The following is a 26,377-nucleotide window of genomic DNA, read 5'->3' on the forward strand; positions in this document are numbered from 1 at the left end:
ACATGAGCAGTTACGTCGTTCGCTACGGCCAGATGCGTTTCCTCGGCGAGTTCACGGGAATGGCCGACCTGGAGCATCCTCGCGGTCAGCGCGTGGTGCTCCGGAGCGATCGCGGCACCGAGATCGGCGAAGTGCTCGGCCCCACGACCGACCGAACCGCCTCGTTTCTCGAGAACCCGTATCGCGGCGAGATCATCCGGACCGCCTCACCCGAGGACCTCGACGCGGAATCGCGGCTTCCCGAGTCGCGTGAAGCCGGATTTGCCGCCTGCCGCGAGTTCATCGCCAAACGACGGCTCCAGATGGACCTGATCGACGTCGAGATGATCTTCGGCCGCGAACGAATCGTGTTCTACTACCTGTCCGAGAAACGGGTGGACTTCCGCGACCTGGTCAAGGACCTGGCCCGGACGTTGCAAACCCGAATCGAAATGCGCCAGATCGGCGTCCGTGACGAGGCCAAGCTCCTGGCCGACTACGGCGACTGCGGCAAGCCGGTCTGCTGCAATACCCACCTCTCACGCATGCCTCCGGTCTCGATGCGGATGGCGAAGATCCAAAAAACCACGCTAGACCCCTCGAAGATTTCGGGACGCTGTGGTAGGCTTAAGTGCTGTTTGCGGTACGAGTTTGACACTTACCAAGCCCTCGAGCGTGAATTGCCGGCCGTCGGCTCGAAGGTTGTTACCCAGCGTGGTCAGGGCCGGGTTTTGGCTCTGGAAGTTCTTGCCCAGAAAGTGGTTGTCGAGTTCGAAGACCGTCGCCGGATCGTCGTCAGTGCCGACGAGATCCTCGGTGTCGAGAAGTCGAAGGCGCGGCCCCTCAAGGATGAGGACGACGATCGCATTGAACCTTAAGCGTTCGTTGCGACCAGAGCCATGAGGGGCATTCTCATGAGCCTTCGCGATGATCTGGCCGAGGTCCTTTCCCGTGACCCTCGGTATCCCATCCAGGCATATGCCTTCGTTCTCGAGGCGTTGGAATCCACCAAGATCGACAAGAAGAAGGCGCAGGCACGGGTCCGACCGCGTGGTAAAGCCACAAAGAAGACGCCCGCCGCGTCACGTCACGTCACCGGACGCGAACTCTGCGATGGGGCCCGTCGGCTCGCGCTCGACCATTACGGGCTCATGGCCATCTCCGTCCTCGCGCTCTGGGGCATCCGATCGACCTCCGACATCGGCGAGATCGTTTATAACTTGATCGCCTCGGGCGACCTCGAAAAGACACCGGCCGACTCGCGCGAAGACTTCGACAACGTATTCGCATTCGAGGAAGCCCTGAGACGTGATTACGTCATGGCGCTCGATGAAGTGGCCTAAGTCTCAGCCTCAGCCATAAGACTCAGAGCAGACGGAGCCCGCGTCGTCGGGCGGGCACGGCCGGCTCATCTCTCCTCCTCACTCCGCTCAAAACTCAAACGAGACTCAACGCGATGGAAGCTCGCCGTCTACGATTCATGGCGGCCCTCTTGGTTTTCCTGATCTGGATTGGAGGCCTGACCATTCTGGCGGCTAAGTCGGGACGCCGGCCAATGCCCCGCCCTGCCCCGCCCGTCGTCCCCCGCTGACATTTTCCGCTTCGCGTCAATCATTCCGTTCGTCCACCCCGGACGCAACGACCCAACCAAGAGTAGGAGCGTCCTCGTTCATGCCTTGGTCGTGGACCCCGGTTCGCTCGGTGGAACCCGAATTGATGGACGCCCCCGGCCTCCCCGAGGCTGAGGTGGCCCAGGCTTACCGAGTTCTCCGGCGCGTCAACCGGCAGCTCGGGAACCTGCATTCTCTAGGCCGCGAACTTCAACGCTTCCTCGACGAGGAGCCGCGCGGCGGCCAAGAAACCGTCACGATCCTCGACGTCGGCTCGGGCTCGGGCGACCTGCCACAAGCCTTGCGGGCCCGATTGGTGCGGCAAGGGATTCCGAACCACGTGCTCGGGCTCGACCGCGACCCCACGGCAGTCGCGCTGGCCCACAATCCCTCGCCATCAGAATCGCTTGAGATCATCCAGGGGGATGCCCTCCGGCTGCCGTTCGCCGACGGCTCGATCGACCTGGTCACGGCGGTCAAATTCGCACATCACTTCCATGCTGAGGGCCTGACTCGCCTGATCGCGGAGATGGCCCGCGTCGCCGGCCGCCGGGTCATCGTGCTCGACATTCAGCGCCACTGGCTCGCCTACTGGGGCTTCATCGCCTGGAGCCGGCTCCTGACCCGCAATCGCCTGGTCCGCTATGACGGCCCCCTCTCCGTCCTCCGCGGCTTCACCGCCGGCGAACTCACCGACCTGGGCAACCAGTTCCCCGCCTTCACGTGGACAGTCCGGACGTATGCTGGCTTCCAGCTCGCCCTTGTCGGCCGTCGGATCACCTCGCGCTGACCTGAAATCTTCAGAATCACCGTCGCGGAATCATTTTTGCATCCGCCCCGAGACTCTATGCCCTTCGACGTCTCCCAGCCGTTTGACGTGGTCATCGCAGGCGCGGGCCTGGCCGGGGGCTCGCTCGCACTCCGGCTAGCTCGATCGGGGGCCCGGGTGGCCCTGCTCGACCCCGCGCGGTTCCCTCGCGAGAAGCTTTGCGGCGAGTTCCTCAGCCCCGAAGCCTGGGGAGTGCTCGACCGCCTCGGCCTGGCTCAAGCTGTCGAGCGATCGGGCTATGAACCTATCCATCGCGTTCGACTCACGACACCGCGCGCCCGCGTGCTCGAGGCCGAGTTCACCAGCCCCGACGGCCTCCCCGGAATCGGCCTGGGCCGGTCGATGCTCGATCATTTGCTCATCCAACACGCCCGCGCGGCGGGCGCCGAAGTCATTGAGGAAGCCAGGGTGTCCGGCCCGATCGTCCACGACGGGTGCGTCGTGGGAGTCGTGGCGCGGGGGTCAGGGGGAGGAGGCGCCCCTCTCGAGCTCCGCGCCACCGTGACGGTCGCCGCGGAAGGCCGGCATTCGACCCTCGTCCGCCAGACCGGGACCACCCGCGCCCGCAGCCGATTCCGCCCCCGCCTCTTCGGCATGAAGCGCCACCTCAACGTCCCCGACCCGGCGGCCGAGCCCGGCGGCACGGTCGGGCTCCATCTCGTTCCCGGCGGATACGGCGGTACCTGCCGGATCGAAGGCGGACTGACCAACCTCTGCGCTTTGCTCCCCGAGTCGGCCCTCCGCACTCATCGCGGCCAGCTCGACCGCCTGGCCGACACCGTGTTCGCGGCTAACCCCGCCCTGGCCCACCTCTGGGCGACCTGCCATCCCGCCGCCCCTTGGAAAACCGTCGCCGGAGTCCGCGTCGAGGCCTCGGTCCCGCGCCTGCCCGGCATCTTCTACGCAGGCGACTGCCAAGGGACGATCGACCCTCTGGGCGGCCAAGGGATGACGATGGCCCTGCTCGGCGGCGAAACCTTGGCCCCGTTCGTCACCGCCGCCCTGGTCGCCGAGGCTTCCTTTCTTTCGCTTCAGCAAGCCTATCGTACAGCCTGGCACCAGCGATTCGACCGCCGGATCCGGCTCTGCCGCCTCTTCCATCATCTTTTGATCAATCCCTGGGTGATTGATCTCGCCTCAGCCTTCAAGACGCTTGCCCCCCAACTCCTCGCCGCCGGCTTCGAGCAAACCCGCGATCGGCCCGCGCATCGATCGGGACGGCCCTGACCCCCGCACACGATCGTCGAGGGATGCGAACCGAAGACATAAAATCATGAAAACCGACCGAGTCTGAAGGAGGAGAACGTGGGGTCCGACCAAAGGACAGATCCCAGCACGGCCGCCCCGACAATGACACAACCCGAAACAAGACATGCCAATACAACAAATATTACACGCATCCGGAAAACCGCGGCCAGGGTGTTCAGCGTCAGGATCAGGCTCCAGATGATCAGGATCAAATCGAAGGCATGGAAGAGGAAAAAGAAGAGCCACGTGGAGGGGTAAGTCGAAAGAATCGGCTTGGTACTCAAGAACATCTGTTGCTGGAACAGGATCAAGGCCAGGCCCCAGAGAAGGAGCATCGCGGCTTGAGGGAAAGCCCCCCACGCCAAGGCGGCGCGGACCTCGGCGAAACTGGCCTTGCCCCCGAACAGGGCTCCGCAAAACCGCAGGATCCACCCCCCCAGGTAGATCGTGACGAACTGCAAGGTCGGCCCCAAGATCAGGCTGGCGGCGACAATCACTTCGAGAGGGAGACGGTCGCCGAAGTCCCGGGTCGCCGCCCGACTCAAGGCACGCGCGGTCCCCGTCGCGGCTCCCAGTCCCAGGACCGACCACTCGCTCTCGAACAAGACGACGCGGCGGATCGTGTCCCGGGGTCGGAGCCAGATCGACAGCCAGGGCCGCCCGCGGAGCGGATCGACCCGGTCTAAGGCCCCGATTTCCGGACGGTTGAACTCGAGATCGAGCCGACCTTCCCCATCGCGATTGTTCTCCCGGATCACCTCAAGTCGCTCGCGAAGTCCCACGTGTCACGATCTCCGAGAAGGTGAGTCCGGCCTGGACGATTCCGCATAATCTCTTAAAACGATGTTCCACCGTCAGTCCGATCCTCTCGCCGTTTGAGCCGGCCGCGATCGGCACCTCAGAGGGATTGAGGTGGACCACATTGTTCCCGCTTGGCAGGTGGGTTCGCAACATGATAAGTCATTTTCCGTGATTTCTGCGAACGCCTATCCCCCGTTACATTCAACCGACCTTCATCGGTTTGAACGTCGACACAACGGGCCTGATGGCGGGCGTCCTCGTACCGGCCCCGAATCCCATCGATCAGGCAACACAATCAAAGCGTTACCTGATTGATTCTCGAGGAAGTTGGCGTCGTGGCTTCGGATTTGATAACCAGGGGTGGGAGCGGGCTGGCCCCTTCCACGATCTGCGTTGCGGCGCCGTTGGGGCTTCGTTGGGTGATCACACGGCCGCTGATCGTGGACGCGAACGAGCGGAACAGCGCCGGGTTGAACCCGCTGAGGAAGCCGACGAGCGAGACAATCGCAGCCAGTCGCACGTATCCTTCAGGGGTGGGTGCCACAAAGACATTCACTCCCGACCCGATCACGACGAAGCCCGTCAGGATTGCGAGGTAGGCCAGAAACCCGCGCATGATGGCGGCGATATAGTCGCCTCTTTGAAACAGGCCGACTGAAGTGGAGCCATCGATCCTAGTGCGGAGTCCCAACTCGCCAAGCCAGGCTGAGATACAGCAGAGGATCGCCACGTTTGAGGGAGTGTAGGTCAGCAAGAAAAGGCAGAGGTACGGCAGGACCATCGCGTTCGAGAGGGTTGCGCCTTGACCGTTGAGTGCGTTGCGATACGGCTCGGACGGAAAGACGATTCCCACGGCGAAAACAAACGTCCAGAGCACGAGCGAGAACGCCCCACCGGCGATCTCGTAAGTGGTGGGCTCATAGCGGGCGCGGGGATCGCCGCGCCCGGAATCGGGCGCGGCGATACCCGTCGCGATGGTGGTGACCGATGACGACGACTCCCCGGGAATCGATCCCGATGAGCGCGGGGTCTCGGGATTGGTGAAGTCGACCATGGGTGCACGTCCTCTCGGTGAAGGATGATTGACGCTCTTGTTCAACAGCCGTGCCGAAGTCGCATATCCTCCCCTTATATCCAATTGCCATTGATTCGTGTCGATCCCACCGGGAAATCCGACAGATTTTCCTCACCCGATTCTTCGGTCGGCCTCATTTCTTTGCGAGCGACTCGGAAGCGAGGCAGAGAAGTTCCATAAGAATCTGGGCTCCGGCCAGCGCCGTCATGCCGGTCGGGTCGTACGGGGGAGAGACCTCGACGACGTCCGCGCCGACGATGTTGAGCCCACGCAACCCTTGGAGCAGAATCATGGCCTCACGCGAACTGAGCCCGCCAACAACGGGCGTACCGGTCCCCGGGGCAAACGCAGGGTCGAGCGCGTCGACGTCGAACGTGAGATAAACCGGGCCGTCTCCGATCGTCTTGCGGGTGGTCGCGACCACGGCATCAAGGCCTTCGCGGAGGATCAGAGGCATATCGAGCACGGTAAAACCATGCGCCTCCGCGTAAGGAAGCGCGGCTTGACGGTACGGATCCCGAATCGCGATCTGGACGGTCCGGTGCGGATCGATCAGCCCGTCTTCAACGGCGTTCCGAAACGGCGCCCCGTGATGAAATCGCGAGCCTTTCATGGGAGGAGCGGTGTCGTGGTGCGAGTCGAAATGAATGAGACCAACAGGACCATCCTTCGCGACGGCTTTCAGAATCGGATAGGTGATCGAGTGATCGCCGCCCACCGAGATCGGCACAACCCCCGCGACGACCACCCGCATGTAGTAGCTGAAAATCTCCCGGACGATGTCGTCGAGCACGAGCGTATTCTGAAACGGGACATCGCCGGCATCCACCACGCGACCGTGCTCATACGGGATCACGCCCGTGTAAGGATTGATGTAACGGATCAGGCCCGACTGAGCCCGAACCGCTTGCGGACCATATCTCGCGCCCGGCCGATGGCTCAGGCCGGCATCGGTGGGCACCCCGATCAATGCGATATCGACGCCCTCCAGGGAGTCGACCACGTCCGTCCGGAAGAACGACGTCGGCCCCGAGAACGGCATGTCGAGCATGTGCCGCCCATACCCAGCGATCCGTTCGAAAAGTTGCGAGAGATCCGGTTCGGTCATGGGAATTCCAGACTTGATTGAAAATCATGGACGACTGCCGCGATTGATGCGTCAATCAGTAAGGGAAACTGCGGAGGAGCCGGCTCGGCAGCCTTGACGTCACCGACAAAACACTGCTTACGCGGCGGCCCTCAATCCATAACCAACCGCTGGCATCAGATCGGGACATTAGCCAGGCGGAGCGACAGAAAACGTCGATTTCGCCGGCCAAAAAGACGTCACAGACGACAGAAAGGGTTCCGGGGCCTCAACTATCGCCGATTCCGAGCGTCTCGGCCACGGGGAGGCCACCCAGGCCTTTATCTTCTTCGACGCCGATGCCGACGCCCGCAGTGCGTTCCAACCCGCCAGCCTGCGCAGAAGCACCCGTGATACGCTCTTCAGACCGCGCACGCTCGGGTTCCCCAAGGCCCAGCCGGCTCTTCAGCCCTCGGCGAGGAGGAGGAGCCCGGCCGAGTGAAGCTCCTTTGGTGGTCGTACCGAGGGAGTCGCTGATGTGTCGCCCGAGTTTGGCGACGGGCATGACCATTAAGAACGTCGAACATTGGATCGGCGGACTTGCCCCTGATATGAGGGGCCCGACGGGCTGACAATCTCAACGATTTCAACAAAACCAGGGGGCAGCACCGACAGCGGCCCGACCGGCCTCATTCGAGCGTCTTGGCCAGGCCGGCGAGGAGCATCCCCCAGCCGGCTTCGGTCCGGCTGACGTATTCCGGCAGCACCCCCTCGTGGGTCAGGGTGAGCTGGCACCCGCTCTCGAGCGGGAGAATGTCGACCGTGACACGGGTGCTGAGCGGCGAATACATCGGGATGCCGAACGTGAACACAAGTCGTCGCGGCCGCTCGATCTCGAGGTATTCGCCGACGTGCGCGACGTCCTCACCACCGCGACGCTCCGTGAAGTTGAAGGCGCCGCCGACCCGCGCATCGATCTCGGTCCGCACCATCTGGCCCGTCTCGGTCGCGAACAGCCAACGAGCCGCCTTCTCTGGGTCGAGCCAGGCGTCGAACACCCGCTCGGCCGAGGCGGCGAACCGCTGGGTCACCTGCAAGTTCACCGGAGTTTCGCTCGACATCGACATCGGTCTCATCCTTTCGATTCGGGGTTGGCCGCGTCTTCAGCCTTGAGCAAGGCGTCGAGGGCCCCGAGCCGAGCCGTCCATGCGGCCCGCTGCATCTCGATCCAGGCCGCCGCCTCGTCGAGCGGCTTCGGGTTAATCGACAGATAATGGTCCCGCCCCGCCTTGCGCCGGGTGACGAACCGGGCGCGCTCAAGCATCCGAATATGCTTCGACACGGCGTTCAGCGACATCGCAAACGGCTGGGCCAACTCGGTGACGCGGGCCTCCCCCTCCGCAAGACGAAGGAGAATCGCCCGCCGCGTCGGGTCGGCCAGCGCGATCAGAATCTGGTCCAGGTCGGATGCTGTCTCTTGGATCGTCATCGTTCAACCTTTCGGTTGAATGATTTTAGCGGGCGGGGCTGGAAAGTCCAGTCGAGGGGGGCAGGTCAGCGGAGGCGCTGTCGAGGCAGCCAGACCGGCGTGTCGGCATGAACCGGGGGCAGGGCCCGGCTTGGCCGCCGAAACCAGCATGCGGGCGGGGTGCCCGCATGCTCAAACGGAACGTATCTCGTCGATCTGATGCGCTAGCCGCCAACCACCTGGCGTTCCTGGAGCATCCGCTGAATCATTTCGAGCTTACGGTTGACGCTCAGGACGTTGGGGACCTCGAACTGCTCGGAGTTGGTTCCGGCGGCCCGGACGGTCAGGTCGCCGGAGCCGAAACCAAGCAGCCAGTGGCGGAACACGTCGTCCCGGTGCTTCTCGACCGCCATCCCGAACGTGTCGAAGACCCGCTCTCCCGACCCGATCGCCGCGCGGACCCGAAGTTGGCCTCGGCTGAAGATCATCCGATTGCGGCGGTCATAGACCAAATAGGTCAGCAGCCAGATCGCGAAAAGAAAGAACGAGATCGAGAGATAACCGAGCGCATTGATGTGGATATCGATCAGGCCGAAGCCCTTGAGGATCGGATCCCACCAGCCGAAAATGGCGAAGAGAACGGTGGTGAGGGCGATCGCCAGCACGACGATCACCGACCAGAGCCCTCGCATGTGAACGTTCGTAATGACGATGACCAGGCAGAGGGTGACCGCGAAGATCATCCCCGGGCTGTTGCTCGCGGCCATCCGGAGGCGCGGATGGGCGATCGCTCCCGTGGCCTTGTCCACCGGGAATGGCTTCCCTTGAGGAAGCACCAGGACGTCGCGCGGCTCGTCGTGCCCCTCGACGGTGCGTTGCCTCTCGGCCATGGTGCCAACGGGAACCACGGCCATGAGCTGGTTGTCGAGGTACGTCAAAGCGGCGAGCAGGAACCCAACCAGCCAAACCGGCCACCAGAAAAAGATCGGCGAGTGGCTGATCAAGACGACTTCATGAAGTGGTGTCGGCGCGGGATTCGTCGTTGTGGTCGACATCGTGATCCTTCTCGAACGGAGGGCGATCTCGTCGTTCCGAGCCCCACCCCAAAACGCGGATTGAGAGGTCTTGGACTTGCAGTGCGAGCCGGGCCAGATCTCGCGCCGCGCGACGTCTCGGCGTGGCTTGCCTCGCCTCGCCTCGGGTCGTCGGCCTCAAGCTCGGTGCGGAGCCCCTGAGTCAACAAATGGGCGCCGGGGAAAGCCGGATTCGCGTGGCATCCTACCACGCAATGATAACAGCGCATAGCAATGAGATAGCCCCACCGCATGCACACCGCATGCACACCGCGCGCGGCCGCGACCGTTCGGCCGGACAAAGTCGCCAGAAAAAGCGCAACATCCTTCAATCACTCGGAGCAGGTGATCCGAATCCCGCCCCGATTCCTCGTTCGGTGGCCGCCGGACTGGTGACCGGAAAGCGACCACGTGGTCCGGGATCGTCGTCGTTGCCATCAGGGCTCCGAAGCCAAAAATACAATCAATTTATTGCTAATTTCTTTTCATATTAACTTTTTGAATCGATATTAGGCAAACCTGATCCGGTCCACGCCTGCACGACAGTGAAATTCCATTCATGATGATTCAAAACACCCGTTAACCCAACAGCCGCCACAAGTTCGCGGGCTCGTCCGGGGCGATCGGATTCAAAAAACTGAGGTAGAAACCGCGATTCGGACCCTGTTATCCTCAATAGGTCGTCTGACTGAGAAGCGTCGGCGGAGCTAAACGTCGTCCCGCATTTTGCCTCGTCATGATCGCTCCGGAGTCATCCGTGGCGGTCGGCCGACGGCCTGATTGGGTTCATCCCACCTTCGTCTTACAACGCTCCCATTCATCGACCGGCCCGGCCCCACCCAGCCTGGGTCAATTCTCCGCTTTCTTTTATGTTGGGTCCTTGCGCCCCTGGAGAAGTGAATTCCATGGTCCGTGTACGCAGAGCCTTCACGCTGATCGAGTTGCTTGTCGTCATCGCCATCATCGCCGTGCTGATCGCACTGCTGCTGCCGGCCGTACAAGCGGCCCGCGAGGCGGCCCGGCGGTCCCAGTGCATCAACAACCTGAAGCAACTGGGCCTCGCCATGCAGAACTACCATGACGTGATCGGGACGTTCCCCCCCGGCGCACGGTCGGTCAGTTGGGGAACCTGGTATCACTTCACGATGCCCTTCCTCGAGCAATCCGCGCTCGCCAACTCCTTCAACTTCCAAGGGTCGACGTTCGGCAGCAATACCCTCACCTACAACGACCCCGCCAACACGACGACGAGCACGATGCGGGTCAGCGTCTTCCAGTGCCCCAGCGACCAGGCAGAGGCCCCGACCGGGAACGTGACCTCGGCGAACTACGCCTGTAACTACGGCAACACGGGCACCGGTTACTTCCAGATCGACGGGAGCACCACGCCCACGGACTACAACGGCGTCGTCTTTGCCGGAGCGCCGTTCGCCTGGATCGCCGTCGGCGGGCCGGGCAACCTCTCACGCCCCTCCGCCACCTGCTCGAGCATCGCCTCGATCGTCGACGGGACAAGCAACACCTTGCTGGTGTCGGAGGTGATCCAGGGCCAGGACCAAGGCACCAAGCTCGACCTCCGCGGGTTCGTCCAGTATGGCTCATCGAGCGGCTTCGCCACCTACCTGGCCCCCAACTCACCCCAGCCGGACCTGCTGAACCAGGCGATCTATTGCGTCTACCCAGGCATGAACAACCCGCCTTGCAAGTTCCGGACCCAGTCTCCTCCCGCCTACCCAGGTGACACCACCCCGGGGATCAACGCCGACACCTACGCCGCGCGAAGCCGCCACTCGGGCGGGGTGAACTCGGTCTTCGCCGACGGCAGCGTCCACTTCACCAAGAACACGATCAACCTCAACGCCTGGCGGGCCCTGGGCACGTCGCGCGGCGGTGAGATCATCAGCGCCGACGCCATGTAATCGGCCCCGCGCGCGGCACGAACCGTTTTTCAAACACACCCCTCGAGGAAGTTTCCGATGCTCCGACTCTGGGCTTTTGGCCTGATGCTGACCGGGTTGACGTTTGTGCTCAGTGGGTGCGGCGGGGAAGACAGCAAGGCGCCGGAAGGCGGAGTCGCCGCCCCGGGGAGCCCCGCACTGCCCGGCGCAGCCGACGCCGGGATCGATGTTGCGAAAAAGCAACCCAAACGTTGATCGCCGCGCGGGCGCCTCGGCGCCCGCGTCCATTTTTTTCCTAGCGATGGTCGAGTCGTTCGGTCGCAACTTCTCGCGAGTCCGACGCCCCCAAAAAGGGCCGCTGACCCCCGTCCCAAGGACGAGGTCGGCGGCCCTCTTTTTCCTTCGACTCGTCTCGCTAAAACGCGATGAACCGATGCTGGTGCCTCAGCGTTCGACGCCCGCCCCGGTGCCTGGGTAGGTCTGACCATCGATCGTCCAGACGATCGGGGTCTTGCGACTCACGAGCTCCTGAAGCGCTTCGATCCGATCGAGTTCCTGACGACTTGTCCGGCCATTGAAGGCCATGTCGGCGGCGGCGACCCCCGCCGCGGTCCCGCTCGACCACTCGATCGGGTGCAGCCGGGTCGCGGCGTTGGCCAGGAAGCTCTGGGCCATCGTCTTGCCGGCGACGAGCAAGTTGCTGAACCGCTCGTTGGTCAGGGCCCGGAACGGGATCAGAAACGGCAGCGTCTCGTGCGCGCCGACGACGTAGGCCGGCATCGCGCACGAGGCGATCGGGTGGACGTCGGACGCATAGGCCCCCAGCGCGATATGGTCGTAAAACCGCCGGCCGGTCTTGCGCTGCGGTGGTCCGCTGAGATCGCTCCCTTTGAGGAGGAAGCCGTCGAGGCCGACCGAGCGGCGGGTGTCGCGCACGTAGGGGACCTTGGCCAAGCCATGGCCGGTGCCCAGGGCCTCGCGTTCGAGACTGACCTGGCCGGGGGCAATGCCCTCGGGGGGATGGTTCTTGAACCAGGCGTGCCAGCCCAAGGCCCTGCGCTCCGCGGCGGCGATCACGGCGAGGTCAACACCCCCGCGCCAGTCGGCCCGCTCGGCGTCGGTCTCAGCGCGAGAGCGGAACAGATAACCGAACGGGTAGTCGTTCCCCCCTTGCTTGCGGCGGGCCGAGTAGCCCCAGTTCTGAAGGCAGAGGTCGCCCACGGCCGGCGGCCCGCCCCCCTTCGCGCTCTTGATCCGCCGGTAGGTCCAGACTTGCGCCCAGGCGTCGGGCCGGCCGGTCTGGTCATCGAACCCGAATCCGTCGACATCCGCCGGGCCCGGCGGCTCGTCCACCGGCGCGGGGTTGAGCCGCTCGACCAGGTCAAACACAGTCGACTGGCCGCAACGGTCGTCCCCCTCGCGGCCACCGTCTGTCGCCTCGACCCCCTGCAAGTACGGAGCACCTGACAGAACCAGCAGCTCGCCCCACTCGGTCGCGTCGACGAAGACGACCGACCGGTCCTTCCCCTTGTCCTGGTCCGAAGCGAACCGAATCACCCGTTTATCGAACCGCGCGGAGGGCTCGGGGCTGTACCAATCGGCGAGGTCTTCCGACAGATGTCGATCGTAACCGCCCGACGCGACGCCCGGCTTCGGCGTCCGCTGAACCACCTCGACGGCCGTGACCAGCCCCTTTTCGGCGTCCGTTTCGACACGCTTGACAACGGCGTCGCGGTAGACGGTGAGCGTCCCTTTTTTGCGGAGCGCCGCCTCGAGCGGGTGCAAATGGTGCTCGAGAAAACTCTTGGGTTCGAAGCAATAATTGGAGACCCAACCGCGCCCGGGATTGCCCGTGGCGTCAAGCATCGCACGAAAATTCGGAGTCATGTTCTCGCGACTTCGAGCAATCGTGGCGACATCGAGCAAGACAGCGCCCGTGGCCTTGTCGGTGATCTTATGCCAGGCCTCATCAATGGCCGGAACGCCGCTCGACGTGAGTTGACCGCCGACCCAATCTGTTGGCTCGATCAGGCAAGTTCGCGCCCCGGCCTCCGCCGCCGCGACGGCCGCCGCGAACGCCGCGGTACTGCCACCGGCGATCACAACGTCAAAGTCATGGTTGTTGTTATTCTTGTCAACCTGCTCGTCGAGAAACCCCTTGGCCGCCGGGCCAAGCCCAAGCCCCAGCCCCGCGACCGTCGCACACGTCCCCAGAAACTCTCGTCGCCGCATACCATCCGTGCCCCCGCCGGCGGGCCGCCACCTCTCCGCGGGCGCGGCCAATTGCCGGAAAGTTAACGATACCACCCGAGTGAGGACGAGGTCGAGCCCCCGGCTTGTGGACGTCAGGGCAAGTTCCGCGTGACTTCAGAATCTCGGAGCAGATCCATCGAATGTCATGAGGCGACCCGCCACCAGCGTAAGCGAGTCAACACGAAAAGGACACCGACGATGGTGAACGATGAACCGATGAAAGTCCCGACTTAGGCACTGATCGCGAAAAGCGAGACGAACGACACGGAGTTGCTGGAGCAACTCACCCGGATCGCCACTCGAACGCTGGTGATCACCTGGGTGCTCCTCCTGAGCATCGGGAGACCGGCCGCCATTTGGTTGGGTCTCTCACTGATGTCGGCCGTGCGCCGTTGATCGACCGGGAAGCCCATCCGACTTCGGAGATTCACATGAACAACCCGTTCCTCCTGCAGGCGATCTCGGTCCGCACAAGGATGAGGACCGCTTCATCCATGCTCGAGAGAACGCCCGCCGAGTCTCGCTGGCATTTCCGCACGCCGAGATCGACTGGGCACGCGGGGTAGGCCCCGGACAACTTGCTTGTCCGGGCGGCGCAGCCGCACGAGGGAATCCACAGAGGCTTTGGATCATCTTTTGTCGCTTCGCGACCACGAACAAGCAAGTTGTCCGGGACACCCCCGCCTTCTACCCACACTACAAACTACCACATAAACAAATCATGTCACTATGTATTTTCTGGCCGCCATGGGGTAGATTTCAAGGCAGAGCTACTCAATCAGCGGGTTCAAAAATCAACTACACTCATCCCGTCGCCAAGCTAGAATTGGTGAGCCCAGTAACTTTCACCAACAGATATGGACCATGGACCAGGACTGACGGAGTTCACCGCGCCCTTTCCTGGGCCGCCGAGAGACCGGGCGATTTTTTCAACTCGAGGTTGGACTGAATCCCATGCCATTCATCGTTGACGAATCATACACACGGGACCACATTCATGAGCAACTCGGCGGGGAAAAAGTCTCGTACCTCCCTCAGAAGGACGGCAAGATCGTCTGCGGCTGCTTCTCGTGGGAATCGAACCCTGATGCGCCTGAGGTGATCTTGGTCGGTGGGGACGAAAATGGCGTAGTGCATCCGGTTGAGAAGAAAGCAAGGATCCTGGAAAAGCAGGAGGAACCAATCCCGGTCTTCCTCAAGCAGGCATCGAATGATTGGATCTTCAAGGGCTACTTTCAAGTCAAGGAGACGACCCGAGATCGCAAGTTCCTGGACGAGAAACAACGGAAAGCGGGACGAGATGACGTGGTCATGGCTCTGATCTTGGAACCGGCCGCGTCGTCCTTCGCTACGTATTTGCTCACCTGGAACCCCAACACCTGGTCCTGGGCCAGTCTGGAGAACGAGGTTGGCACGACGGCCGAAGGTCGTCCGGTCGATCATCGATGGAGTTGCGGGAGCACAAAGCGAATCCGGGTTGGCGACCGTCTCTTCCTCTTGAGACAAGGAGTCGAGCCAAAAGGAATCGTGGCGGCAGGCTGGGCGACTTCGACGTCCTACGAAGGTCCTCATTGGGACCAGGGCCGCAAGAGCCAGGGCGCCACCGCCCTCCTCGTCGATGTCCGCTTCGAGCGGATTCTGAATCCGGAGTCGGACGAGATCCTTCCGCTGGTGAAACTCCAAGTGGGTGCCCTCGCCTCGGTCAACTGGATGACTCCGGCATCCGGCATACAGATTAAGCGAGGGTGCGAGGAACTAGAGCGACTCTGGGCAGACCACATGCGTTTCTATCAATCCGATCTCAGCGATGTTGGCCAAGACGGGGCGATTGAGGGTGAGTTGCGGGTGGCTATGAGCAGGCACCGGGCAAGGGAGCGGTGGCTTCGGGACAGCAAGATAGCCGAGGTCAAGCAAGCTAACGACGGACGACTCCCCTGCCATGTCTGCACATTCGACTTCTTCAAAGTCTATGGTGACATCGGCCGTGCTTACGCCCAAGTTCACCACCTCAAGCCACTGGGAGACCGCACTCGCCCGAGCCTAACAAAACTGTCCGATCTCGCCGTGCTCTGTGCCAACTGTCATATCATGGTTCACATCGGGAATCAGGTGCGACCGCTGGAAGGTCTGCTTGCCGTGCCTCGATCCTGAAACGACATAGCAAGTTTTGCCCCAGACCCGCAACACAGAACACAAACAAATCCACATTAACTGAATAACATGCATTGCAATAATCCATCTGCCAATGCCGTCGTCACCGGGAAGTTCGGAATCGATTGGGGATCGGCATGTTGATCTTCTGGCGAATCCGCTATCCAACGTGGGTGCGGTTCTCTTCGCCAAGGGACTCGGCAAATTCGATCGGATCGGCCGCAAGGCGATCAGAATCATCAAGTACAAGGGCTCGGGCCGCACCGAGACGGAGCGGGAGTGGCGTGACCCGCCTTCCCAACGGGGCTATGCCGTCGCCTTCGAGGCAGCGGTGGCCTTCATCAATTCTCAGTTACCTCAGAACGAGCCAATCGGCCAGGCGTTCCGCACCGAGGTTCGCATGTACCCGGAAAAGGCGATCCGGGAACTGGTCGCCAACGCCCTCATCCACCAGGACTTCACGGTCACGGGACTGGGCCAATGGTGGAGATCTTCGCCGACAGGTTGGAGATCTCCAACCCGGGCGAGCCCCTCGTGGACACGCTCCGCTTCATCGACACGCCTCCTCGGTCCCGCAACGAGGACTTGGCAGCTCTCATGAGGAGGATGAACATCTGCGAGGAGGGTGGGACCGGCATCGACAAGGTGGTGGCGGCGATCGAAGCCTTCCAACTCCCGGCACCCGACTTCACTGCGATCTCGACGATGCAGCCAGGGTCCACTAAGGCAACCCTCTATGCCTATCGCAAAGTGACGGACATGGACTCGAAGGACCGTATCCGAGCCTACTATCAGCACGCCTGCCTCTGCTACGTTTCCGGGAAGAGGATGACGAACGCCTCGTTGCGAGAGCGACTGGGCGTCGAACCGCAAAACTACGCCGCAGTCTCTCGGATCATCCGAGACACGGTGGCCGGAGGTCTGGTAAAGGCGTTCGATCCGAAGACGAGCAAGCGGTTCATGACATACGTGCCGTTCTGGGCCTGAGAGGGGCCTCATGTGACGGCCATGTGACGGAAGCCCGACAACACGGGGAACATGCCTGAGCAAAATCAAACAGAAGTACTTTCCAGAAGGTCACTTGCGACATTCCAGCGTGGTCGGCGATCATGTGATGGTCATGTGCCACACCCAAGTGCCTGGAGCAGCCACAGTAAGCCAGCCGGAGCAATCCTTCCGACTCGGAGCCGGCAGGTTCGCAACTCGACACCGCAGGATCGCATTCGACAAACTCACACAGCAACAATTCAACGCTCTACAAGCCGACACATCCTCAAGGAGCCTGCCCCAGAGGGTTGCATACTTCCGCCGGCCCGCCGACGATATTCGGAGCCGACCAACCAGGCGACGCAATCAGGACAAGTGTTGGCACCAGGCCGCCAACCATGTATCGTGTCGTAACGATCGGCATTGCAGATAGTTAGGCGGCGGTGAGGAAACGCGTTGCATCGAGAATATCAGCCCGCACAGATGGCGTTCGGCCATACGCATCCGGCCGAGCATGATCACCATGACCACGGCGCCGAGCTGCGCTGGCTGGTGGCGACGACGGTGCTCGTCGGGCTCTTGCTCGGGGCAGACCTCGTCATGGGGGTCTGGGGCAGTGAATCTCGCCGGCCGTTCGGGGTCTCGTTGTCGCTTTGGGCGGCGATCGTCGGGGGCGGGCGGGTGGTCTACCTCGCCCTGGCCGCGCTCTTCGAGGGACGCATCGGCGCGGATATTGCGCTGGCGGTCGCGTGCGTGGCGGCGGGGCTGCTGGGCGAATACTTTGTGGCGGCCGAGGTGGTGTTCATCGCTCTGGTCGGTGAGTGCCTGGAAGCGTTCACGTTCGAACGGGCGCAGCAGGCGATCCAGAAGCTCTTGGAGTATCGGCCCCGCACGGCGCGGGTGATCCGCGACGGCCGAGAGGTTGAGGTGGCGGCCGATTCGCTCGGGGTCGGGGACTTGCTGGTGGTCCGGCCGGGCGAGCGGATCGCCGCGGACGGGACGGTCAGGGCCGGGCGCTCGGCCGTCGATCAGGCGGTGCTGACCGGTGAGGGGCTCCCGGTCGATAAGGGGGAAGGCGACTCGGTCTACACCGGCACAGTCAACCAGTTCGGCCGGCTCGAGGTTCGCGTGGACAAGGTGGGGGCCGAAACGACTCTGGGGCAGGTGATTCGCCTGATGGGCGAAGCCCAAGCGAAACGATCCCCGTTTGAACGGACCGCCGACCGTTATGCCCGCCGCTTCTTGCCCGCCGTCCTGACTGCGGCGACGGTTGTTTTTCTGTTCACAAACCTCGGTCCGCTCTGGCGCTGGGGAAAGCTCGGCGAACGACCAAGCCTCGACCTGATGCCGGCCCTGGCCGTGCTGGTTGTGACTTGCCCGTGCGCCCTCGTTTTGGCCACCCCGGCGGCCGTGCTCGCGGCGACGGCCCGGCTCGCGCGGCGCGGGGTCCTGGTCAAGGGAGGGGCCGCGCTCGAACGGCTGGCTCGGGTCGATACGCTCGCGTTCGACAAGACCGGCACGCTGACCGAGGGACGGCCCGAGCTCGGCGACCGGGTTGTGCTCCACCCCTTGTTCGACGCCGACGAGTTGCTCTGGTTGGCCGCCGCGGCCGAACGGCCGAGCGAGCATCCGCTGGCCCGCCTGGTCGTGGCCGAGGCGGACAAGCTCGACCTCGACCCCCTCGAACTCGAGGAGTTCCAGGCGCAGCCGGGGGCGGGGGTCGCAGCCCGGGTCGTGTCCGACGGCCGCGAGCGCGAGGTCCTGGTCGGCAACTTGCGGCTCTTCCGCGAGCGCGGGGTGCCCCTCTCGGCCGAGGCTGAACAGGCGATCGACTTGCTCGATCGCTCGGGCCAGACCGCCTTGCTCGTCGCGGTCGACGGCGATCTGATCGGGGCGATCGGAGCGCGCGACCGCGTCAGGCGAGAGGCGCACGACGTCATCCACGAGTTGAAGCATCTCGGGCTTCGCGACCTGACGATCCTGACCGGCGACCGCCCGGCCCCTGCCCTCGCCGTGGCCAAGAAGGTTCATATCAAGCAGTTCGAGGCCGAGCTCACGCCCGCGGACAAGGCCGAGTGGGTCCGCCGCCGCCAGCACGAAGGACGGGTCGTCGCCATGATCGGCGACGGGATCAACGACGCCCCCGCGCTGGCCCTGGCGGACGTCGGACTCGCACTCGGCGGGGTCGGCACCGACATCGCCGCCGAGGCGGGCTCGGTGATCCTGATGGGAGACCCGCTGGAGCCGCTCCCCGAAACGATCCGGCTCGCGCGCCAGACAGTGCGGATCATCCGTCAGAACATCCTGATCTTTGCCTTTGGTGTCAATGGCGTCGCGGTTGCCTTGGCCGGCCTCCGCCTGCTGGGGCCGGTCGGCGCGGCGATCTTTCACCAGGTGGGTTCGCTCCTCGTCCTGCTGAATGCGCTCCGGCTGCTGGGCTTCGATCGCTGGGGGGAGCTTCGCATCGTCCGCGGGGCCGGCCGGATCCGGGCGGTCTGCCGACGCTGTCGGCCATCGGCTGTCTCGGGCTGGGTTTGGGCCCACCGTCGCACGGTCACCAGCGCGATCGGAGCGGGGCTGGTCGTGGCCTACCTCGGCTCCGGGATCACGGTCATCGGCCCCGATCAGGTGGGGGTGCGCCAGCGGTTCGGCCGGTTCCAGGGTCCCCTGCTCCGCCCCGGCCTGCACTTCGGGCTCCCCGCGCCTTGCGAGACGGTGATCAAGGTCGAGCCCGACCTGGTGCGTGTGGCCCGGATTGGCCCGGCCTCGAATACAGGCGGACCGGTCGCCTGGAACGCCTCGCACGGGGCGAGACGCGACGAGTCGGCCTTGTTCTTCACCGGCGACGAGAACCTCGTCGAGCTCGCGGGGGTCGTCGAGTATCGCTACACCGAGGACGGGGTGGCCGACCTCTTGTTCAACGTCGCCGCGATCGAGGCGAGCGTGACCGCGGCGGCCGAGGGGGTCTTTCGTGAGGTGGTCGGGCGGTCGGAGTTGGAGGCGATCCTGGTCGGAGGGCGCCGCGACTTCGAGTCGCAGACGGCCGGACTGCTTCAGCACCGGCTGGCCGCGGCTGGCTTGAAGGTCGCGATCGACCGGGTCCGGGTAATGGACGCGCACCCGCCTCGTGAGGTGGTGCCGGCCTACCGCGACGTCTCGGCGGCCGTCTCCGACGCCGCACGGTTCCGCAATGATGCCGAGGGGTTTGCTTCGGAGCAGCACTGGGGTGCCCTGGCCGAAGCGCAAGCCTTGCGCGATACGGCGGCCATCGACTCCCGCCGGCTCCAGAGCCGCGCCGAGGGGGACCGTCACGCCTTCCTCGCACGCCAGTCCGCACACGCGGACCGGCCCGACCTGACCGAGTTCCGGCTCTTGTGGGACACCCTGGCCCTCACCTTCGCCGGCCGCTCCAAGCTGATCCTCGACCCCCGAGCCGGCGGCCGCCGTCAGGTCTGGATGGCCGACCCCGAACGCCTCGGACTGGGACGTGCCCTGGCACCAGCGCCCGTGGATAGGACCGACCAGGAACCCGAAGATTGATTTCGAGGATGGGACGGGCGCAAGCTCGTTTGGAAATGCAATGAGCGACACCATGGACGACCCTCCTATGGAACTCGAGCCCAACGTCCTCCCTGGCCGATTCCGACTGACGATGAGGACGATGATGATCGCCGTCCTCACGGCGGCCATGGCCAGCGCCCTCTTCTCGGAACTCTGGCGGCTCCTCAAGGCGTCATCGACGTCTAATGTACACGTCGATGTCCCCACGATCGTCATCCTCGGAATCTGCCTGAACGCCGTCGCCATCGGGTGTTGGGGCAGGCTTACCCTCGAACAAACTTTCATACAGATTGCCATCTGTTGCCTCATGGTCCTGACGGCTGCCTGGATCTGGGAGTCGAAGCTCACTCGGCTCATGAGATACTGGCTCCAGCTTAGCTTCGCAGTCGGCGTCGTCCTGCCTCTCTTCGTCAGGACGATCATCGTCGACAAAAAGAAACCGACCCCCAGGACTCGGAGAATCGCATCAAATATCAACAATATTATTTTTGCATACATTAATTTCATAATCGTTTTAATTGTTGCAGTTTTTCAGCTCCTTGTTTTGTATGTCCTGAGTATCTGGCAATAACGTGCCACCGAGGCGGAATCAGAGGTTCGTGTCTGAGTGGAGAGGATCGGCGCCATGCATCAGCCCATCGAATCGAGACCGGTCAGCTTGCCGCGCTGGCCCATGATTCTTGCCTTATTTCTCGGCCTTATCGTCCTCGTGGCGTTCGCCCGGTCGGTCCTCATCGTCGACCAGACCGAGGCGGTCTACGTGACCGAGTTCGGCCGGTCGGTGCGGCTGATCGACACACCGGGCTTGCACTGGAAGTGGCCCTATCAGAGCCGGCGTGGCTTCGACAAGCGGCTCCAGCTCGATTCTCCCCCCCCGCGTGAGATGCTCACGAAGGATAAGAAGAACCTCGAGATCGCCTGGTACGTAAGTTGGCGCATCACCGATGTCGAGAAGTTCCTCCGTTCGGTTCGCACCTTGCCCGACGCCTCGGCGCGGGTTGAGGACATGGCGGCGTCGGTCCTGGCAGCCGAGCTCGGCGGCCACGACCTCGCCGGCCTGGTCCGGGTCGATCGCAGCTCGGCGCTCGACGCAATGATGGCTGACGTGACCGCTCGAGTCGCCGACCAAGCGGGGAAAGAGTACGGCCTGCAAGTCGTCGACGTCCGGCTCCGCCGGCTCAACTACCCGGAGGAGGTCCGGTCGGCGGTCTTCGAGCAGATCCGGAGCGAGCGGAAGAAGGTGGCGGCGAAGACAAGGGCCGAGGGGGAGAGCAAGGCCCGCACGATCCGGAGCGCAGCCGACCTCGAGCGGGCGAAGACGGTCGCCGAAGCCGAAGCCGAGGCCGCGCGGGTGGTGGGCGAGGGGGAGGCCGAGTCGACCCGGATCGCCAATGCGGCCCACGCCGCCGACCCCGCGTTTTATCAGTTTCTCAAGACCCTCGAAACCTACCGCGCCGCGCTCGATCAAAAGACGACGCTCGTGCTCGCCGCCGACAGCGACTTCCTCAGGCTCCTGACCCGAGGCGTGGCCAACCCGGCTCCGGTTCCGACGCCGTCCGTCGCACGGACAGCGCAGACCGCCCCAAAGCCGGAGACCGAGCCAGCACCGGCCTCGGAGACGAAGCCATGAAGCGTTCGATCCGCATCGCCGCCGCTCTCGGTCTCACTCTCGGCCTCGCCGGCTACCTGCTGACCGGCCTCACCGTGATCCAGCAGGACGAGGTCGGGGTCGTCCGAAGGTTTGGGGCCGTGCTCCCCGAACCGTGGGAACCGGGCCTGCACTGGGGCTTGCCCGCGGGCCTCGACCGACTCGACCGCCTCAAGCCCGGCCAGACGCGAACCCTGGCCGTCGGCACGCGAGGGTCGCAAGGCGCTCCTCTGGCCCAAGCCCCCAGCGCCGATGCGGAGGACGTCCTGACCGGCGACCTGAACCTGGTCTCGGCCCAGGCGATCGTGCAGTATCGCGTGCTCAAGCCCGTGGACTACCTGTTCGCCGCCCGCTCGGTGGACGAGGCGTTGGCGGCCGCCGCTCAATCGGCCCTGACCCGCGCCCTGGCCGACCGCTCGATCGACGATGTCCTGACGACCGGCCGCGCCGAGGTGGCCGACCGGATGCTCCGCTCGATCCAGGGGCAGGCCGACGACGAAGGACTCGGCGTCTCGATCCGGGCGGTTCGCCTCGGCCGCGTGGCGCCTCCGGTCCCGGTGGCGCCGGCGTTCGCCGACGCCGCGCGGGCGCGTAGCGACCTGCGCCAGGCCGTCACCCGCGCGGAGGAATACGCCGAGCGCGCCCGGGCCGACGCCGAGGGGCAGGCCCGCGAGATCAGCGACCGCGCCGCCGCCCGGTTCGACCGCCTCGTCCAGGTCGCCAAGGGGGAGGCCGACCGCTTCACCAAGGTCCTGGTCGAATCCCGCAAGTCTCTGGAGGCGACGCGCCGACGGCTCTACCTCGAAACGTTGGCCACACTGCTCCCCCGATTCCACCGCAAGATGATCGTCGCTCCCGGCCAAGAGATCGACATCAGCCTGATTGCCGATGACAACCGGGCCGAGGCCGAGCCCGATCCGGCCACGAACCGACCATGACCCCAACCAGACGCCCGGTACGACCTGGTGGAGTGGGCCGATGAAACGTTTCATGGCGGCGATTCTTACGGTCGGCTTGATGGGCCTCCTGGCCTGGTCGGGCCTCCAGCGCCCTCCCGCCGCCCAGGGGCCGGCCGAGTTCGCGGCGGAATCGCCCAATCCGGCCGAAGCGCGAGTGCATGCCCTGCTCGCGAGTGCCGGGAAGGGGGACGTGGCCGACTACCTCGAGTCGTTCGATGGGTCGATCAAGAGCCGGCTCGAACGTGAAGTGGACGAGCGCGGGCGAAACGCCTTCGCCGCCGACCTTCGCGAAGCGGCCCGAACCCGCAAGAGCCACGCCGTCTTCGCCGCCGAGCCGGACGGCGACGACACCGCGAGGGTCGTCGTCGAGACCGTCTATCCCGACCGGAACGAGCGACAGACGTACCGCATCGACCGAAAACCAAGGGGCTGGCTCGTCACCGAGGTCGAAACGATCCGCGGCCACCAGCCCAAGGCGCGGTTCGGCGATCAGGCCGACTACCAGGCCCCCGAAGGGGTCCCCGTTCAGACGACGCCGAGTGCTTCGGAAGAGACGGGCGAGGAGCCCGCTCCCGAGCCCTGATTTGACCTTGTACGGTGGGCCCGGCCCACTCTCCAATTTCTCAAGGACTTTTTCATGTTAATCCGGCGATGGCTCCCCGTCGGTCTGACCTTGCTCGGAATGCTCGGCGTCACGGCCGTCTGGGCCCAGAAGGAGGAGGCCGGTTCCCGTCCGAAGGCCCCGGCTCGACGGCTCGATCCCGACACGGTCTCGGTCCGGCTCTTGCTCGGCGTCGGCGACCGCCAGCGGCAAACCTGGAGCGGCCAGGCCAAGGTCGATCAAGGGGAAATTCTCGGGGTGGAGGGCTATCGCTTCCGCAAGGGGGACAAGGTCACCGGCAACGACTCGTGGCAGGCGAAGAGCCTGCTCGTTCGCAAGGTGGCCGCCAAAAAGGCAGGGCAAGGCGCGGCCAAGAAGAAGCAGCAGCAGGTGGCCGCCAAGAAGCAGACGGGTCCAGGAACGCCCGGCCCGAACATCACACCCAACGGCGTGATCGTTTCCCTCAAGGCGCCCCCAACCGCGACGCTCTCCGTCGAAACCGAGCACGGCGTCTTCAAGGTCAGGCTCGCCGACCTGGCCGACGGCTTGGCCCACCCCTACCTCGACGGCAGGGCCAATGCCCAGCGGGTTCCCGACGGAGTCACGCTGCTCGACAGCGTCGACCAAGAAGACTTCCCCGCCGCCGCGGCCGACGCCAACGGAGCCGCCTGGGTCGCTTTCGTCGTCCACCAAGCCCGTGGCCCCAGCGATCTCGAGTCCTTCGCCTCGCGGCCCAAAACCTTCGCCGAGTATGCCCCCAAGGGGGGCGGCGACCAGGTCCGCCTCTTCCGCTTCGCCGACGGGAAAGCGGACGAACCCCTCGACGTGACCCAATCCGGGCTCGACGTCTGGCGGCCCGCGGTGGCCGTCGATCGCACCGGCAAGGTGATCGTCGTCTGGTCCGAAAACGAAGCGGGAAACTGGGACCTCTACCGCCGGGTCTACGACCCCGAGAAGAAGTCGTGGTCCGAGACCAAGCGGCTGACGACGAATCCCGGCACGGACACCGACGTCGTGCTCGCCCGAGCGCCCGACGGCAAGGTCTGGATGGCCTGGCAATCCTGGATCAAGGGACAGGCCGACATCCTGGTCGCCGAGGTTGACGGCGACAGCAACAGTAAACCGCTGAATATCAGCAACCATCCCAGAAACGACTGGTCGCCGTCGCTCTCATTCGACAAGAACGGCCGGATCTTCGTCGCATTCGACAGCTACCGGGCCGGCAACTATGACGTCCTCCTCTGGTCGGGCACGGCGGACGGCGGGCGTTTGGTCTCCGTGGCCGGCTCGGCGAAATACGAGGCCAGGCCGACCCTGACCGTCGACCCGAGGGGCCGAGCCTGGGTCGCCTACGAAGAGCGCGATCCCAACTGGGGCAAGGACGCCGAGAACCTCGTCGACGGCAAAGGATCGACCCTCTACCGCTCGGCGGCCGTCCGGGTCCGTTGCGTCGATGGCGACCGGGTGCTCGACGCCCCCGACCCGCTGGCCAACGCGGCGGATGAGCTTCGACCCATGAACAGCTATCCTCGGATCAGCCTCGATCGCGACGGCCGGATCTGGCTCGCGTTCCGCCACCGCCAAGAATCGATCTGGGGGGGACCGGCCGTCATGGTCGTCGGCGCCTTGTGGGTCGAGCACGTCACCGCGCTGGCGGGCAAGGCCTGGGAGCCCCCGCTCCCTTTGTCTCGGAGCGATGGCCTGCTCGATCATCGGCCCGCCCTGGTCGCGCCAAGCGATGGCCCACTCCTGGCGTTCTATAGCAGCGACGGCCGACTCCGCCGCGAGGTCGAGTTCAACCCCGAGCTGAACCGAAAGTTCTGGACGCACCAAGGGACTCCGAGCGGAGCGGACTCCGCGTTCAACGAAGACCTGCAAGTGGCCGCACTCACGCCGCTGTCCAAAGGGGGCTCCGTCGACCCGACTCCGACCGACCGCGTCGCGGCGGAGGACGAGACGCCGGACGTTCACCCCGACGAGTCCGCGGATGTCTCCCGGATGCGTGACCATCGCATTCAGGCGGGCGGCAAAACCTATCGGCTGATTCGCGGCGACTTCCACCGCCACACCGAGATCTCGATGGACGGCGGTTCCGACGGCTCGTTGGAAGACATGTGGCGGTACGCGCTCGACGCCGCCTCGTTCGACTGGATGGGCAACGCCGACCACGACAACGGCGGCGGCAAGGAGTACACCTGGTGGCTCGTCCAGAAGACCACCGACCTGTACAACGGCGAAAAATTTACGAGCATGTTCACCTACGAACGGAGCAATGCTTATCCTCACGGCCACCGCAACGTGATGTTCGCCCAGCGCGGGATCCGAACGCTACCGCGGCTGGTGGACGAAACCGGGGTCGTTGATGAAGACACCCCGATGCTCTACGACTATCTGAAGGAGCACAACGGCCTCTGCGCCTCGCACACCTCGGGGACCGGGATGGGAACGGACTGGCGCGACGTCAACCCGGAGTTCGAGCCGATGGTGGAGATTTTCCAGGGGCACCGAAACTCTTATGAGTACCTCGGCGCCCCGCGCGTGGCCCGGCGGCCCGGCGAGGCGATCGGCGGCTGGAAACCGCTCGGCATGGTCTGGAATGCTCTGGCCTTGCAGTACAAGCTCGGGTTCCAGGCGTCGAGCGACCACATCTCAACCCACATCAGCTACGCCATCGCGATTGCGGAAGACTCGACCCGCGAGGCCATTTTCGACGCATTCAAGCGCCGGCATTGCTACGGGGCGACCGACAACATCCTCCTCGATGTCCGCAGCGGCGAGCACATCATGGGCGACGAGTTCACCGCCGACGGGCCGGTCCGCCTCAAGATCAAGGTTCAAGGAACCGCCCCGATCGCCCGGGTCGATATCATCAAGGATTTCCGATACGCCTACTCCACCGAGCCCAACCGGCCCCAGGTCGAATTCGAGTGGCAGGACGAGGAGAAACGCCCCGCCGGCTTGAGCTGGTACTACGTCCGAGTCCTCCAGACCAACGGCGAGCTCGCCTGGGGCAGCCCGTTCTGGGTCCACCTCGGCGACACCGGGGCGAGCCGTTGAACGAGCGATCGGGCGAGGGGTCTTTTTCGAGACTTCTCGCCGATCGTAAAGCTTCGCCGAACCCGCCACAAACCCATTAACATTTCGCCATTAATCAGCGACCAAGATCGGAT

22 protein-coding genes are annotated in these 26,377 nt (G+C 64.2%); 14 read left to right on the forward strand and 8 right to left on the reverse strand.

Annotated elements, in window-relative coordinates; all coding sequences use genetic code 11:
• Positions 1-2: 2 nt before the first annotated feature.
• The 4 genes from BUS42_RS15915 to BUS42_RS15930 all read left to right on the forward strand — a co-directional run bounded on the left by BUS42_RS15915 (position 3) and on the right by BUS42_RS15930 (position 3,645).
• Complete coding sequence (locus tag BUS42_RS15915) at positions 3-857, forward strand: PSP1 domain-containing protein (protein ID WP_074307828.1); 855 nt, start codon at positions 3-5, stop codon at positions 855-857.
• 36 nt (positions 858-893) lie between these two features.
• On the forward strand, positions 894-1,322 hold the full coding sequence (locus tag BUS42_RS15920; RefSeq protein ID WP_254053549.1) for a Minf_1886 family protein: 429 nt from the start codon (positions 894-896) through the stop codon (positions 1,320-1,322).
• Positions 1,323-1,650: 328 nt separating this feature from the next.
• Entirely contained in the window at positions 1,651-2,379 is a 729-nt protein-coding gene (locus BUS42_RS15925) for a methyltransferase domain-containing protein (RefSeq protein WP_074307832.1), read from the forward strand.
• 57 nt (positions 2,380-2,436) lie between these two features.
• Positions 2,437-3,645 carry an NAD(P)/FAD-dependent oxidoreductase gene (locus tag BUS42_RS15930; RefSeq protein WP_074307834.1) on the forward strand — a complete coding sequence of 403 codons (1,209 nt, stop codon included), beginning with the start codon at positions 2,437-2,439 and terminating at the stop codon, positions 3,643-3,645.
• A gap of 44 nt (positions 3,646-3,689) precedes the next feature.
• Here the strand turns inward: BUS42_RS15930 and BUS42_RS15935 are convergent, their stop codons facing one another.
• The 7 genes from BUS42_RS15935 to BUS42_RS15970 form a co-directional block, all read right to left on the reverse strand.
• Positions 3,690-4,448 carry a YIP1 family protein gene (locus BUS42_RS15935; RefSeq protein WP_143206342.1) on the reverse strand — a complete coding sequence of 253 codons (759 nt, stop codon included), beginning with the start codon at positions 4,446-4,448 and terminating at the stop codon, positions 3,690-3,692.
• A gap of 314 nt (positions 4,449-4,762) precedes the next feature.
• Positions 4,763-5,521 carry a hypothetical protein gene (locus tag BUS42_RS15945; protein WP_074307839.1) on the reverse strand — a complete coding sequence of 253 codons (759 nt, stop codon included), beginning with the start codon at positions 5,519-5,521 and terminating at the stop codon, positions 4,763-4,765.
• 154 nt (positions 5,522-5,675) lie between these two features.
• Positions 5,676-6,650 (reverse strand): agmatinase, encoded by a 975-nt coding sequence (gene speB / locus BUS42_RS15950; RefSeq protein WP_074307841.1) that lies wholly within the window; start codon positions 6,648-6,650, stop codon positions 5,676-5,678.
• Positions 6,651-6,897: 247 nt separating this feature from the next.
• A complete protein-coding gene (locus tag BUS42_RS15955; protein ID WP_143206343.1) occupies positions 6,898-7,173 on the reverse strand; it encodes a hypothetical protein in 276 nt (91 codons plus the stop codon).
• 124 nt (positions 7,174-7,297) lie between these two features.
• Positions 7,298-7,735, reverse strand: coding sequence for an SRPBCC family protein (locus BUS42_RS15960; protein ID WP_254053550.1), 438 nt, complete (start codon positions 7,733-7,735; stop codon positions 7,298-7,300).
• Between the two features lie 5 nt (positions 7,736-7,740).
• Positions 7,741-8,097: an ArsR/SmtB family transcription factor gene (locus BUS42_RS15965; protein ID WP_074307845.1), complete on the reverse strand. Its 357-nt coding sequence runs from the start codon at positions 8,095-8,097 to the stop codon at positions 7,741-7,743.
• A gap of 203 nt (positions 8,098-8,300) precedes the next feature.
• Entirely contained in the window at positions 8,301-9,131 is an 831-nt protein-coding gene (locus tag BUS42_RS15970) for a hypothetical protein (RefSeq protein WP_074307847.1), read from the reverse strand.
• A gap of 923 nt (positions 9,132-10,054) precedes the next feature.
• Here BUS42_RS15970 and BUS42_RS15975 point away from each other — a divergent pair.
• A complete protein-coding gene (locus tag BUS42_RS15975) occupies positions 10,055-11,068 on the forward strand; it encodes a DUF1559 family PulG-like putative transporter (protein ID WP_074307849.1) in 1,014 nt (337 codons plus the stop codon).
• A 57-nt stretch (positions 11,069-11,125) separates the two neighbouring features.
• Entirely contained in the window at positions 11,126-11,302 is a 177-nt protein-coding gene (locus tag BUS42_RS43650) for a hypothetical protein (protein ID WP_159452233.1), read from the forward strand.
• Positions 11,303-11,491: 189 nt separating this feature from the next.
• Here BUS42_RS43650 and BUS42_RS15980 read toward each other — a convergent pair whose 3' ends face one another.
• A complete protein-coding gene (locus tag BUS42_RS15980) occupies positions 11,492-13,279 on the reverse strand; it encodes an FAD-dependent oxidoreductase (protein WP_074307851.1) in 1,788 nt (595 codons plus the stop codon).
• Between the two features lie 975 nt (positions 13,280-14,254).
• Here BUS42_RS15980 and BUS42_RS15990 point away from each other — a divergent pair.
• From BUS42_RS15990 to BUS42_RS16025, 8 genes are all read left to right on the forward strand, one after another.
• Positions 14,255-15,451 (forward strand): HNH endonuclease, encoded by a 1,197-nt coding sequence (locus tag BUS42_RS15990; RefSeq protein WP_074307854.1) that lies wholly within the window; start codon positions 14,255-14,257, stop codon positions 15,449-15,451.
• 480 nt (positions 15,452-15,931) lie between these two features.
• Complete coding sequence (locus BUS42_RS42770; RefSeq protein WP_074307856.1) at positions 15,932-16,438, forward strand: ATP-binding protein; 507 nt, start codon at positions 15,932-15,934, stop codon at positions 16,436-16,438.
• A 456-nt stretch (positions 16,439-16,894) separates the two neighbouring features.
• A complete protein-coding gene (locus BUS42_RS16000; RefSeq protein ID WP_143206344.1) occupies positions 16,895-19,978 on the forward strand; it encodes a cation-translocating P-type ATPase family protein in 3,084 nt (1,027 codons plus the stop codon).
• A 40-nt stretch (positions 19,979-20,018) separates the two neighbouring features.
• Positions 20,019-20,570 (forward strand): hypothetical protein, encoded by a 552-nt coding sequence (locus BUS42_RS16005; RefSeq protein ID WP_074307860.1) that lies wholly within the window; start codon positions 20,019-20,021, stop codon positions 20,568-20,570.
• A gap of 54 nt (positions 20,571-20,624) precedes the next feature.
• Positions 20,625-21,629, forward strand: a complete 1,005-nt coding sequence (gene hflC, locus BUS42_RS16010; protein ID WP_074307862.1) for a protease modulator HflC — start codon at positions 20,625-20,627, stop codon at positions 21,627-21,629.
• On the forward strand, positions 21,626-22,585 hold the full coding sequence (gene hflK, locus BUS42_RS16015; RefSeq protein ID WP_074307865.1) for an FtsH protease activity modulator HflK: 960 nt from the start codon (positions 21,626-21,628) through the stop codon (positions 22,583-22,585). The genes hflC and hflK overlap by 4 nt, the downstream gene beginning before the upstream one ends.
• Positions 22,586-22,625: 40 nt before the next feature.
• A complete protein-coding gene (locus BUS42_RS16020) occupies positions 22,626-23,189 on the forward strand; it encodes a hypothetical protein (RefSeq protein ID WP_074307867.1) in 564 nt (187 codons plus the stop codon).
• Positions 23,190-23,243: 54 nt separating this feature from the next.
• A complete protein-coding gene (locus tag BUS42_RS16025) occupies positions 23,244-26,264 on the forward strand; it encodes a hypothetical protein (protein WP_074307869.1) in 3,021 nt (1,006 codons plus the stop codon).
• The last annotated feature ends 113 nt before the right edge of the window (positions 26,265-26,377 follow it).

The organism is Singulisphaera sp. GP187 (assembly GCF_900129635.1).
In the GTDB taxonomy this organism is placed as follows: domain Bacteria; phylum Planctomycetota; class Planctomycetia; order Isosphaerales; family Isosphaeraceae; genus Singulisphaera.

Excerpts from the sequence above, each read along its gene's own strand:
- BUS42_RS15965 (WP_074307845.1), bottom strand. The coding sequence starts at position 8,097 with ATGACGATCCAAGAGACAGCATCCGACCTGGACCAGATTCTGATCGCG.
- hflK (WP_074307865.1), top strand. The coding sequence starts at position 21,626 with ATGAAGCGTTCGATCCGCATCGCCGCCGCTCTCGGTCTCACTCTCGGC.
- BUS42_RS15930 (WP_074307834.1), top strand. The coding sequence starts at position 2,437 with ATGCCCTTCGACGTCTCCCAGCCGTTTGACGTGGTCATCGCAGGCGCG.
- BUS42_RS16005 (WP_074307860.1), top strand. The coding sequence starts at position 20,019 with ATGAGCGACACCATGGACGACCCTCCTATGGAACTCGAGCCCAACGTC.
- BUS42_RS15975 (WP_074307849.1), top strand. The coding sequence starts at position 10,055 with ATGGTCCGTGTACGCAGAGCCTTCACGCTGATCGAGTTGCTTGTCGTC.
- BUS42_RS15915 (WP_074307828.1), top strand. The coding sequence starts at position 3 with ATGAGCAGTTACGTCGTTCGCTACGGCCAGATGCGTTTCCTCGGCGAG.
- BUS42_RS15980 (WP_074307851.1), bottom strand. The coding sequence starts at position 13,279 with ATGCGGCGACGAGAGTTTCTGGGGACGTGTGCGACGGTCGCGGGGCTG.
- BUS42_RS15920 (WP_254053549.1), top strand. The coding sequence starts at position 894 with ATGAGCCTTCGCGATGATCTGGCCGAGGTCCTTTCCCGTGACCCTCGG.
- BUS42_RS43650 (WP_159452233.1), top strand. The coding sequence starts at position 11,126 with ATGCTCCGACTCTGGGCTTTTGGCCTGATGCTGACCGGGTTGACGTTT.
- BUS42_RS15925 (WP_074307832.1), top strand. The coding sequence starts at position 1,651 with ATGCCTTGGTCGTGGACCCCGGTTCGCTCGGTGGAACCCGAATTGATG.
- BUS42_RS16025 (WP_074307869.1), top strand. The coding sequence starts at position 23,244 with ATGTTAATCCGGCGATGGCTCCCCGTCGGTCTGACCTTGCTCGGAATG.
- BUS42_RS15960 (WP_254053550.1), bottom strand. The coding sequence starts at position 7,735 with ATGTCGATGTCGAGCGAAACTCCGGTGAACTTGCAGGTGACCCAGCGG.
- BUS42_RS15990 (WP_074307854.1), top strand. The coding sequence starts at position 14,255 with ATGCCATTCATCGTTGACGAATCATACACACGGGACCACATTCATGAG.
- BUS42_RS42770 (WP_074307856.1), top strand. The coding sequence starts at position 15,932 with ATGGTGGAGATCTTCGCCGACAGGTTGGAGATCTCCAACCCGGGCGAG.
- BUS42_RS15970 (WP_074307847.1), bottom strand. The coding sequence starts at position 9,131 with ATGTCGACCACAACGACGAATCCCGCGCCGACACCACTTCATGAAGTC.
- BUS42_RS15955 (WP_143206343.1), bottom strand. The coding sequence starts at position 7,173 with ATGCCCGTCGCCAAACTCGGGCGACACATCAGCGACTCCCTCGGTACG.
- BUS42_RS15945 (WP_074307839.1), bottom strand. The coding sequence starts at position 5,521 with ATGGTCGACTTCACCAATCCCGAGACCCCGCGCTCATCGGGATCGATT.
- BUS42_RS16020 (WP_074307867.1), top strand. The coding sequence starts at position 22,626 with ATGAAACGTTTCATGGCGGCGATTCTTACGGTCGGCTTGATGGGCCTC.
- speB (WP_074307841.1), bottom strand. The coding sequence starts at position 6,650 with ATGACCGAACCGGATCTCTCGCAACTTTTCGAACGGATCGCTGGGTAT.
- hflC (WP_074307862.1), top strand. The coding sequence starts at position 20,625 with ATGCATCAGCCCATCGAATCGAGACCGGTCAGCTTGCCGCGCTGGCCC.